We start from the raw sequence: 11,353 nt of genomic DNA, 5'->3' as shown, positions 1-11,353 counted from the left end.
CTCTGCCTTCTGCCTTACCCCAACCTAGATCACCAAAAGTTGCCAAGACCCTTAAATACGGCAAAGATAGCCGTGAGTATGAGATGGCAGGTGGTGTTCGCAAAAGTGAACGTATCCGCAGAAGCACAGCAACTCGCTTGAAGGCTGTGGCACAACAAGCATCAAGTGAAGGTGTTCAAACCGCTTAATTTTATCTGTGGTTTGAAGCAAAGACGCGCAGTAGAGACGCACCATGGTGTGTCTCTACTTGAGAACGGCGGCGGCGTCTATATTCCTGTAATTCTCGGTGACGACATGAACCTGCTATGGTGTAATCGGTGCCGATACTAAGTCCTTGTATACCATTCGATACGGGTTTGAATTTCCAGTTTTGCGCTTGTCTTAAAGTTTCTGCATCCAAGTCGCTGTTTCCGCTAGAACGAACAATGCGGGTATTGATTACATTACCCTGTGCATCAGTATCAACGGCTATTTCTACTCTCCCCTCTATGCCTCGTCGCCTTGCTGATGCTGGATACTGGGTATTGCAATTGCGGCAAACTGCACGACTATGATTAGAGGTGTTAATTTTTGGCGGTGTTGCTGTTGGGTTTGCGGTTCTATTGCTATTGCCAGTACCAGTGCCAGTTCCTGAATTGGGACTAACTATAGAGTCGGAACCACTGATGTTACTCTGGCTTGTTTGAGAATTTCTGTTTCTTCTCAAACACTGAATCAATTTTTGATTGGGAGATTCTCCAGTCTGGGGTGGGGAAGAATTTATTGGATTTGGTTTAAGTTGTTTAACTTGCTCAGGTTTTTTAGTTGTTTTTGGCGCTTGAGTCAAAAAATTGCCTGTATCTGATAACGCTGTTGCAGTATGCAAAATTGGTGAACCAATCATACTGTAAGCCACAATACAACTGACAGCAATACTAGAAAAGCTCATAGTTGATGCCACCTAACTATACAGTGCAAGTTGCTAGTTAAGTAATATTGTACCTATGTTCACCAACTTATCTGCGTAAACTGCGGGGGTCGAGAGCATCTCTGAGTCCGTCACCAAGTAAATTAAATGCTAGGACTGTGAGAATAATTAGTGTTGCTGGTGGCCAAATTAGCCAAGGTTGCAGTACCAAAATCGAAGCATTGGTTGCCAAAGAAAGCATATTACCCCATGAGGGGTCTGGTTGTTGAATTCCCAAACCAATAAGACTAAGTATTGCTTCCGCAGCAATAAAGCTGGGTATTGCCAAAGTGGCAGAGATAACTATATAAGTGGCAGTTTGGGGTAAAACGTGGCGGATGATAATATAAATGGGATTTCCACCCATTGCTTGTGCTGCTTGCACAAATTCTCGTTCTTTAATTGAGAGTACTTGTCCACGAATGACGCGTGCTAAACCAGCCCAGCTAATCACTGAAGTAATGACGATAATCAGCACAAAGCGCTGAGTATTGCTTAACTTATACTCTGATAATACTGCCGCCAAGGTAACTAATAAATAGATGCTAGGGAAAATCATTAGCACTTCTGCCAAGCGCATAATGGTGGTATCAATCATGCCACCGAAATAACCAGAAATTCCGCCTACCAATAGACCAAGGGGATAGGTAATGATAATGCCAAAAATCCCGATAAACATACTTATGCGACCACCATGCAGCAGGCGAGTGAATTGGTCGCGGGCTTGGTCATCAGTACCCAATAGGTTAAATCTTACTCCATTTGTCGTGCTAAATAAGTGCCAATTTAAGGGGATACCAGGAATAATTGTGACTTCATTCCATTTGGGGGGTAGTGGCAAACTTAGCCGGAATAAGCGATATTCTGAGCCAGAGACAAACAAACGTAAAGGTGAGGGTTTAGTGTAGTCTACTACTATTTGGCGATCGCCTGTTTCTAGGTTTGTGTCTCCCTGAGTCGTGGGATAAATATAAGGCCAGGTTAATTTTCCTGATTGAGAAATCCAATGTATTTGAGTTGGTGGCAGTAGTGAACCACCAGGCTGTCGTTCTAAAGGGTTGTAAGGGGCGATAAAATCAGCCGCAATTACTGCCACATAAAATACTGTCAGCACAATTATGCCAAACTGCGCTAAAGGATTTTTCTTAAGTCGTTGCCACCAGGTCATAGTTTATCAGTTATTCAGTTATCAGTTACTTGTACTGTTGACTGAATTATATCTAAGCATGTAATTGCTCAATTAAATAACGCTGTTCTGATTGTTGTTTTTCGTGTTCCACAACAAACACATTTGAGTAAAGATTGGCGAGAATTTGTTTGCCTTGCTGTGTAAGAGAGAGGTAATGCAGTCCATCTGTGATGTATGGGTAGACTCCATTCCAGTAAAATTTGGCGTAGTTATTGCGTAAATCGGCGGGGGTTTGATATCCCAAAACTTTATTCATTCCAGTTTCTTCAAACTCATAGAATAAAGAAGTGATTTTTTTTAAGTAGCGTGGGTCACTGAGTTGCCCGATTAAATCGGCAGCCCTCACCAAACCTGCAAAGCACTTTGTTTCTTGATGATCTTCTGCTGTTGGTACGGGAAAGCGAGTTAATTCAATATTGCTTTTGATGACTTCAGAGTCTATTAACTTGTGACCGCCAAAACGCTCATCAATAAATAGTTTGGCTCTATCAACATGATACGGTGTCAGGCTGGCATCAGAAGCACCAGGAGGTAAGGAAATCATTCTGTCATTTTTACCTGTAGCATAAAGGTCTTCTGTTTCTCGGTCTTGTCGACAAACTCCTTTGACGTAGCCGATATCATGACATACTAAAGAAATAATAAAATGCAGCCAGTCTTCGCTGGAAACACCACCTTCTCTGATGTGTTTGCCACGTAAAATTTCTTGCCCAACTAGGGTGACTAAAACAGAGTGTTCGACATTGTGATATAAGGCGTCGCTGTTGGCAATGTTTTCTAAAGCCATGTTACCAGCCCAAGCAATGATGTCTTGATAGTCATGTTTTAGGCAGCCGTAGGTACGACGATAGCCATCTCGAATTTGCTTGACAAAGGCATCTATTAAAATTTCAGTGGCATTGAACATATCTGGTTACTCAGGTAGATAGTAATTATTATGGTAAATTTAAGGGTTTTTGCCTGCGGCAACGTCTTCGACTGAGAAATGTCTTTAATTTTAAATTTTGAGTTGTACCTTTGTGCGCTAGAAGCGCAGCTTGAATTTTGGCAGTGCAGGTTACTCTTTTTTAACTCAGGCATAGGGTTGGATGCTAGCTATCTGTGTACTTAAGATTGCACAACGTAGGTTATGACTTTCTTAAATCTGATTAGCTTCAGAATAATTACGGAGAGCGGAAGTCGAATCTAAAGCTAGTATGACAAGAGAAGTTAAGGAGCTTTACTGTAGTTGGATATAGATGTGCATTGTTTTGTTCAGTTTTTCACTTTTACTGTTAGTTGACATTGTTCTAAATACATTGGGTGTATTACTTAGAGAGAGTCAACAAAGATACAAGCAACATGTATAAAAAATACATTATTTCAGGCAAAGATTAAGTATAATTTACCCTAGTAAAGATTCTGAACAATAATATAGTTTTTGTAATTTTACATACCATTTTTTAGTAAGGTACGGTTATCAATCGAGAAATCATCGTCATTTGAGAACGGGGAACAGGAAAGAAGGAAGTTAGAAGTGTACAAGAGTCCTATAGTTTGATAGCGAGTAAGTGGAGGTGTGTCTGTGGGTGATGAGAGTTTTTTAGAAGTCGATGTCAAAGAAGCTTTGATAGATGAAGATAGTAGCTTTCAACAAGTAAAGACAAATAAAAGGCAAACTACTCCTTGGTTAAAACCATTGATGTTGGGTGCTGGTTTGGGAATAGCGATCGCTTTTAGCGGCATGGGTATATTAAGTCATCATTCCACTCGCCAGGAAAGTGCAGTTGCCAATAAGTCGGCTAAAAATATTACACCAATGATGACAGTAACTGTTGCCGCCGTGGAAACTGCCCGTGTGACTCGTACCCTCAATAGTACAGGAACTGTTACAGCACGAGATTTGATTCCAGTTTTACCGCAAACCAACGGCTTACAAATCAAAAAAATCCCCAATGACATCAAAGAGGGAGTATTTGTTAAGCAAGATCAAGTGCTAGCAGTATTGGATGATTCGGTATTGCAAGCCCAAATTAGCCAAGCCAAGGCAGATGTAGAATCCAAACAAGCAGATGTGGAATCCAAGCAAGCGGATTTGGCATCCAAGCAGGCAACAGTCACATCAAATCAAGCGATCGTCCAGCAAAAACAAGCAGATTTAGCCCAAGCCAAAGCCAAACTAGAAGAAGCACAAAAGAATTTTCAGCGTTATCAAAAACTGGCGACTGCGGGGGCAATTACTCAACAAGAACTTGATACTCGTGAATACACAGTCAAAACTGCCACAGAAGCAGTGAAACTAGCCCAAGAAAATGTCCGTAGTGCCAAGGCGAATGTGACTAGCGCTCAAGCAAATATCAACAATGCCAAAGCCGCGATTAATAAAGCCAAAGCAGATGTCCGCAGTAGTGTAGCCAAAGTGCAGCAGCTGCAAATGCAACTGCAACAAACTATAGTCCGCGCACCGGTTGCTGGAGTGATTGCCGAGAAACTCGCAAGAGTTGGTGATGTGACTGGTATACCGCCCCAAACTCAGGTTGGGAATGTCGTTGGTGGTACACAAAAGTTATTTTCGATTATTCGAGATAGCAAACTAGAACTGCAAGCCGAAGTACCGGAAATGCAATTACCACAGGTAAAACTTGGTGCATCTGTGCAAATTACCTCTGATGTTGATAGTCGGGTGCGCTTGCAGGGGCGAGTCAGAGATATACAACCGTTGGTAAATGACCAAAGGCGTGAAGCAACAGTCAAAATTGACTTACCATCAACAACCCCACTCAAGCCAGGAATGTTTGCCCGTGCTGCCATTACCACTAATACAGCAATGGGCATAACGGTACCACAAAAAGCAGTGCAATACCAACCAGATGGCAGCAGAATTGTATTCATCCTATCTGATGAAGATATTGTCCGTGCCCAGAAAATAGAAGTAGGTGAACCTGTTGATAGCGACAGAGTAGAAATCAAAAGTGGATTGCAGCCAATCGCTACAGGTTTACGTGTAGTAGTTAGCGGTGCAGGTTATCTCAAAGATGGCGACAAAGTGCGAGTGGGTGGAGGGTGGGGGGATGAGGGGGACGCGGAGACGCAAAGATGAGGGGGACGCGGGGACGTGGGGACGCGGGGACGCGGAGAATAATTAATGACTAATGACAAATGACAATTCCCAATTTCCCACTCCCCACTCCCTACTCCCCACTCCCTACCTTTCAAGGGTAGGTTTTTCATATTCAGTCTGAAAAAGCCTATTTTTCCGTTCCGAAATCTTTCTCCGCGTCCCCCTGTCCCCGCGTCTCCGCGTCAACCAAAACGCAACGCGAAATCTAAAAAACCTACCCATAAGAGCTACTCCCTACTCCCCATTCACAATTACGAATTACGAATTAAACAATGTCTTTCAACATCTCGGCTTGGTCGATTAAAAAACCTGTTCCTGCCATAGTTTTGTTTTTAATTTTGACGGTGGTTGGTTGGTTTTCTTTTATGTCTTTAGGAATCGATACCAACCCCAATATTGATGTACCAGCGGTTACGGTAACTGTGACTCAACCAGGGGCGGGGCCGGCAGAGTTGGAATCTCAAGTTACTAAAAAAATTGAGGATGCTGTTGCTGGGTTAGGTAATATTGATAATATGGTTTCAACGGTAACTGATGGCAGTTCCAAAACTACAATTAATTTTATTTTAGGAACTAATAGCGATCGCGCTACAAATGATGTCCGCAATGCGATCGCGCAAATTCGCCAAAACTTACCCCAAGATATTAATGATCCCATTGTCCAACGTCTAGATTTTGCTGGTGGTGCGGTAATTACATATGCTGTAAAATCTGACCGCCGTTCTGTAGAAGAGTTAAGCAATCTTGTAGACCAAACTATTAGTCGGGCTTTATTAGCTGTTCCCGGTGTAGCGCAAATTAAGCGTGTGGGTGGAGTAAACAGGGAAATTCGCATCAATCTTGAACCAGACCGCTTACAATCTCTGGGTATTACTGCTACTCAAGTCAACGATCAAATCCGCGCTTTAAATATTAACTTGCCTGGGGGACGCGCTGAAGTTGGCGGTAGTGAACAAAGTATCCGCACCCTTGGCAGTGCTACGAGTGTAGATATGTTGCAAACTTACGAAATCCTCCTCCCTAAAGGCGGTTCTGTGCCCTTAGCTAGCTTGGGAACTGTAGAGGATAAGTTTGCTGATATCCGCCAAGCTGCCCGGATGAATAATAAACCTGTGGTAGCTTTTCAGGTGTTGCGGAGTACAGGCAGTGTTTTAGTGACGGTGGAAGAAGGAGTTAAAACCGCAGTGCAAAAACTGCAAAAAACACTCCCTCCAGATGTCAAGCTGGATTTAATTTTTACTAGAGCGAATATTGTCCGTCAAACTTATGCCAGCACTATTGATGAATTGATTCAAGCTTCAGTGTTGGCAGTGATTGTGATTCTACTATTTTTACGAGACTGGCGAGCGACATTAATTACTGCTGTGGCATTACCTCTATCGATGATTCCTACCTTTGCAGTCCAGCAAGCACTGGGTTATACCCTTAACAATATGACTTTACTGGCATTAGCGTTGGCGGTGGGTAACTTGGTAGATGATGCCGTTGTGGAAATCGAAAACATGGAACGGCACATGGCCATGGGGAAGTCAGCGAGGAAGGCGGCTTTTGACTCTTCTGACGAAGTGGGATTAGCTGTGATTGCCAGTGCAGCCACGATTATTGCGGTGTTTCTCCCCGTTGCTTTTATGGGTGGTGTCCCTGGGCAATTTTTCCAACCATTCGGCGTGACTGTTGCGGTTTCCACAATTTTTTCTACTCTCGTCGCGCGAATGATTACGCCGATGATGGGTGCGTATCTCCTCAAGGATAAAGAGTATCGCCAGCCTAGCGCGATCGCGGCAACGACAAGATTAAAAAAAGTCCTCAGTCTCAAAACCAATATTGAATATGCTAAATTTCGGCGGTCTCGCTGGCAACCATATAAATCTCTCCTCCAATGGGCGTTACGTCATCGATTAACCACAATAGCAATTGCGATCGCTTTTTTCCTCACCAGTTTGATGTTGGTTCCCTTAATTCCCAAGGGTTTAATTGATGATGGTGACTTTGGTATTTCTAACGTTTCTATTGAAGTACCCCCTGGTTCCACCTTGGCAGACGTCAACAAGGTAGTGACACAAGCAACTGATATTCTCCAACAAAACCCAGCAGTTGCGAGTGTGTTTGCCACTGAAGAAATCAACTCTGCGACTCTTGCAGTCAATCTCCAACCCAAAAAATCACGAATATCTCAACAACAGTTTCAAGAACAAGTACGTCCCTTGTTAGCACAAATCCCAGGGGCGAGAATCAGTTTTCAGAGTCAATCACCAGGCGACAGCCGCAAGAGTTTATCGATTGTGCTGAGGAGTGAAAATCCCCAAGCTTTGACTCAAACTGCCGATGCCCTAGAAAAACAGATGTGGGCTATACCTGGGTTGGTAGAAGTTGCTTCCACTGCCAGTTTAGTTAAACCAGAAATCTTGGTTATTCCCAACCCCCAACGGGCAGCAGATTTGAGTGTCACAGTGCAAGCGATCGCGCGAACTGCTTCATTAGCTACTATTGGTGACAATGACGCCAACTTAGCCAAATATAATTTAAGCGATCGGCAAATCCCGATACGCGTGCAAATCGATCCCCAAGCCCGTACTGACATCAACACCATCAGGAATCTGCAAGTCCCCAGTCAAAATGGTAGCTTGATTCCCCTGATAGCAGTTGCAGACATCCGTTTTGGCAGTGGCCCCGCTACCATCAACCGTTATGATCGCGCCCGTCAAGTTGCTGTAGAAGCTAACTTACAGGGTATCTCTTTGGGAGAGGCGCTACAAGCCGTTAACAAATCACCTGCAATTCAAAACTTGCCACCGGGAGTAGTACAGCAACCTTCTGGCAGTGCCAAAATTATGCAGGATATTTTCAGTCGCTTTGGTGCTGCACTGGGATTAGCAATCATGTGTATCTATGCAATTCTAGTGTTGCTTTACAATAACTTCCTACATCCGTTATCAATCATGGCAGCCTTACCTTTTTGTTTGGGTGGCGCACTCATAGCTTTAATGGTTGCTCAAAAACCTTTAGGACTTTATGCCCTCATCGGTATTGTATTGCTCTTAGGGATTGTCACCAAAAACTCAATTTTGTTGGTTGACTATACCATCATCAACATGCAGGAAGGTAAAACCCAACGTCAGGCATTGATAGAAGCTGGTGTTTCCCGCCTACGTCCCATCATCATGACTTCCTTAGCAACAATCGCTGGCACCTTCCCTCTAGCATTGGGAATAGGTGCCGGTTCCGAAGTTCGTCAACCAATGGGAATTGTGATTATGGGTGGTTTCACAACCTCCACCCTCTTGACCCTACTAGTAGTACCAGTCATCTTTAGTTATATTGATAACTTCCAACACTGGCTCGTAGATATGCTAAGTTATGGCTTGGCTAAGAAACCATCCCACCACTCTGCTGATATCAGTCTGCCATCTACCGACGAAAAACCCGCTTCGTAGAAGAAACTGGGGGCAAGGGGCAAATGTAGGTTTTTAATATTTTGCGTTTTGAGCGACGCGGGGACGCGGAGACAGGGAGACACGGAGAAAGATTTTGGAACGATAAATTGTGATATAATGTAAAGCCATAATTTGCGGGTGTAGTTCAGTGGTAGAACGCTACCTTCCCAAGGTCGATGTCGTGGGTTCGAGTCCCATCACCCGCTTTTAGCACTTTTAAGGGACTGGGGACTGGAGATTAGGTAAGCAGCGGCAAAATTATGGTAACAGAGTTTGTACTGAGCGTAGTCGAAGTGCGTTGCCGAAGCATGTCTGAGGCTTTAAACCCTCCCACATTTCAAAATGTTTTCCCAGTCCCCAATCCCCAGTCCCCAGAAACAGACCATTTAATGTTGAAGACAAGGATGCTGAGCGCATGACTACCAAACCTAAGATTTTCATTGATGGGGAATCAGGAACTACAGGTTTACAAATTTACTCACGACTAAACCAACGTGATGACATTGAATTAGTTCAAATTGATCCATCCAAGCGTAAAGATACAACTGAGCGAGCAAAACTGATCAATGCTGTTGACTTGGTAATTCTCTGCTTACCTGATGACGCTGCCCGTGAAGCCGTCAGCTTAGTCAGCAGTACCAAAGTGAAAATCCTCGATGCTAGTACTGCTTATCGAACAGCTCAAGGCTGGGTATATGGCTTACCTGAAATGCATCCAGGGCAGCGAGAGAAAATTGCTAGTGCCCAATTTGTTAGCAATCCCGGCTGTTATCCTACAGGTTTTTTAATTTCCATACTGCCCTTAATGGCCAAAGATCTCCTACCTCAAAACTTTCCTGTTACTGTGAATGCAGTCTCCGGTTACTCTGGTGGTGGTAAAGCTCTCATCCAAAAATACGATCGCTTCCACCAACAGCAAACAGAAGTAACATCGCTGCATCCTTACGGCATTTACGGCTTACAGTTTGGACATAAGCACGTCAAAGAGATGCATCAGTATTCCGGTTTAACATCACCACCGCTTTTCGTACCAGCAGTAGGGGATTTTGAACAAGGAATGTTAGTACAAATTCCTTTACCCCTGTGGACATTAGATAATCCGCCATCAGGTGAGGTAATCTATAGTGCGATCGCTGACTATTATCAAGGTGAAAAATTTGTGCAAGTTGCTCCCTTCAAATATCCCAGTGTGCTGCGAGATGGAACCTTCCTAGACGCGATGACAGTCAACGGCACCAATCTTGTTCAAGTTTGCGTATTCGCCAACGACACCACCCACGAAGCGCTGCTAGTCGCTCAACTCGACAACCTGGGTAAAGGCGCATCAGGAGCCGCTGTACAAAACCTCAACATTATGCTGGGTTTTCCAGAAGAATTAGGACTGTAGCATTTGTCTAGGGATTGGGGATTGGGGACTGGGGATTAGAGATTGGGGATTGGGGATTGGGTGTTTCTCCTTCTGCCTCCCTCATCCCCCGGTGATATCATGTCCGGCTAATCACTTATCATAAAAATTTCTCCCTTGTCCCCCTTCGGGTGACGCTCGCAAGCTCGCTCTAAGCGAAGTTATGCCGCAGGCTTTACGCTGCGCTAACGCAATCGCCTGCGGAGGGAAACCCTCCTTTACTCGCTGTCTCACCGCGTCTCCCTATCTCCGCGTCAGCCAAATCATAAGTCTTTAAACCGACATGATATGACTGAGCGAAGTCGAAGTGCATCCCCTTAAGAAGCAGACTGCAACTGTTCTAATCTTGCCAGTACCTCTGTACTGTGAATATTGGGGTTGACTTTTACAAAAGTCTCACGCAAAACACCTTGGGGATCAATGATGAAGCTGTGACGCATAGATACAAAACCAATCCAAGAACCGTAAGCTTTACTCACCGAACCATCAGTATCAGCCAACAGTGGAAATTTTAACCCTTCTGAATCACAAAACTTGGCGTGAGAATCAATATCATCAGCACTCACACCAATTATTTGAGCATCTTTTTCTACATACTTAGGTAAGTCTTGCTGAAAACGACGGGCTTCGATAGTACAACCGGCGGTAAAATCTTTGGGATAAAAATACAGAACTACCCACTTACCACGCAAGTCAGAGAGGGAAATTTTGCCATCGCCTGTGTTGGTTGACAAAGTAAACTCTGGCGCAGGTTGATTCATCGCTGGGAGTTTACCCCCAAGAGCATCAGCAGTAGGAGTAAAATTCAACCAACCAAGGATAGCAAAACAACTGACAAATAATATGTTTAAAAAAGTACGACGGGAAATCATTGTGCAAACCAGAACCGTAAATTTAACATAAGTTTACAATTCTTTGTGACTAATTAGTTGTAGGAACGCACTTTTGAAGCGTCTCTACAGAGATTCGGTTGGTGTATCTATACTTTCGATGTATTGGCTATCTAAAAGAAAGGCTCCTTTAGCAAACCGAATTCCCCAATATCCGCCGGGACGACGGTCAATAACTATACCTTCTTCACCAAGCCGAATTACATCGGGAGGGCGCAGCATGGGCATAGGTTCAGCAGTTTTAACGTAGGGTGGTAGCATCACAACACGGACTTTACTACCAATAGCGAATTCTTTTGACATTTTGAGAGATTGGGGAATGAGGGAGTAAAAAGCTGGAGGAGCAGGGGAGGCTGGGGAAGCAAGAAATAATTACGAATTACGAATTA

8 protein-coding genes, 1 tRNA gene and 1 pseudogene are annotated in these 11,353 nt (G+C 43.9%); 5 read left to right on the top strand and 5 right to left on the bottom strand.

Annotation, left to right across the window (positions count from 1 at the left end; translation table 11 throughout):
* Positions 1–188 (top strand): annotated as a pseudogene (locus AC5JMF_RS11945) (hypothetical protein); the annotation flags it as partial.
* A gap of 2 nt (positions 189–190) precedes the next feature.
* Here the strand turns inward: AC5JMF_RS11945 and AC5JMF_RS11940 are convergent.
* The 3 genes from AC5JMF_RS11940 to AC5JMF_RS11930 all read right to left on the bottom strand — a co-directional run bounded on the left by AC5JMF_RS11940 (position 191) and on the right by AC5JMF_RS11930 (position 3,042).
* Positions 191–928, bottom strand: coding sequence for a TonB family protein (locus AC5JMF_RS11940; protein ID WP_495795930.1), 738 nt, complete (start codon positions 926–928; stop codon positions 191–193).
* Between the two features lie 67 nt (positions 929–995).
* The gene (locus tag AC5JMF_RS11935; protein WP_495795929.1) at positions 996–2,114 is read right to left on the bottom strand and encodes an ABC transporter permease; all 1,119 of its coding nucleotides are present in this window, start codon (positions 2,112–2,114) and stop codon (positions 996–998) included.
* A 52-nt stretch (positions 2,115–2,166) separates the two neighbouring features.
* The gene (locus AC5JMF_RS11930; protein WP_495795928.1) at positions 2,167–3,042 is read right to left on the bottom strand and encodes an Npun_R2479 family HD domain-containing metalloprotein; all 876 of its coding nucleotides are present in this window, start codon (positions 3,040–3,042) and stop codon (positions 2,167–2,169) included.
* 657 nt (positions 3,043–3,699) lie between these two features.
* Between AC5JMF_RS11930 and AC5JMF_RS11925 the strand changes: the two genes are divergently transcribed.
* From AC5JMF_RS11925 to argC, 4 genes are all read left to right on the top strand, one after another.
* A complete protein-coding gene (locus AC5JMF_RS11925) occupies positions 3,700–5,214 on the top strand; it encodes an efflux RND transporter periplasmic adaptor subunit (protein ID WP_495795927.1) in 1,515 nt (504 codons plus the stop codon).
* 293 nt (positions 5,215–5,507) lie between these two features.
* A complete protein-coding gene (locus tag AC5JMF_RS11920; protein WP_495795926.1) occupies positions 5,508–8,669 on the top strand; it encodes an efflux RND transporter permease subunit in 3,162 nt (1,053 codons plus the stop codon).
* Positions 8,670–8,803: 134 nt separating this feature from the next.
* Positions 8,804–8,875, top strand: a tRNA-Gly gene (locus tag AC5JMF_RS11915).
* A gap of 209 nt (positions 8,876–9,084) precedes the next feature.
* Entirely contained in the window at positions 9,085–10,056 is a 972-nt protein-coding gene (gene argC, locus AC5JMF_RS11910) for an N-acetyl-gamma-glutamyl-phosphate reductase (protein WP_495795925.1), read from the top strand.
* 335 nt (positions 10,057–10,391) lie between these two features.
* On the opposite strand, the gene AC5JMF_RS11905 is transcribed toward argC, so the two are convergent.
* Entirely contained in the window at positions 10,392–10,946 is a 555-nt protein-coding gene (locus tag AC5JMF_RS11905) for a peroxiredoxin (RefSeq protein WP_495795924.1), read from the bottom strand.
* 84 nt (positions 10,947–11,030) lie between these two features.
* Entirely contained in the window at positions 11,031–11,267 is a 237-nt protein-coding gene (gene sipA / locus AC5JMF_RS11900) for a regulatory protein SipA (RefSeq protein ID WP_495795923.1), read from the bottom strand.
* Between the last annotated feature and the right edge of the window lie 86 nt (positions 11,268–11,353).

This window comes from Desmonostoc vinosum (genome assembly GCF_059505385.1).
This window is presented reverse-complemented; position numbering and strand designations above follow the sequence as displayed.

Excerpts from the sequence above, each read along its gene's own strand:
- AC5JMF_RS11940 (WP_495795930.1), bottom strand. The coding sequence starts at position 928 with ATGAGCTTTTCTAGTATTGCTGTCAGTTGTATTGTGGCTTACAGTATG.
- AC5JMF_RS11935 (WP_495795929.1), bottom strand. The coding sequence starts at position 2,114 with ATGACCTGGTGGCAACGACTTAAGAAAAATCCTTTAGCGCAGTTTGGC.
- AC5JMF_RS11930 (WP_495795928.1), bottom strand. The coding sequence starts at position 3,042 with ATGTTCAATGCCACTGAAATTTTAATAGATGCCTTTGTCAAGCAAATT.
- AC5JMF_RS11905 (WP_495795924.1), bottom strand. The coding sequence starts at position 10,946 with ATGATTTCCCGTCGTACTTTTTTAAACATATTATTTGTCAGTTGTTTT.
- AC5JMF_RS11920 (WP_495795926.1), top strand. The coding sequence starts at position 5,508 with ATGTCTTTCAACATCTCGGCTTGGTCGATTAAAAAACCTGTTCCTGCC.
- argC (WP_495795925.1), top strand. The coding sequence starts at position 9,085 with ATGACTACCAAACCTAAGATTTTCATTGATGGGGAATCAGGAACTACA.
- sipA (WP_495795923.1), bottom strand. The coding sequence starts at position 11,267 with ATGTCAAAAGAATTCGCTATTGGTAGTAAAGTCCGTGTTGTGATGCTA.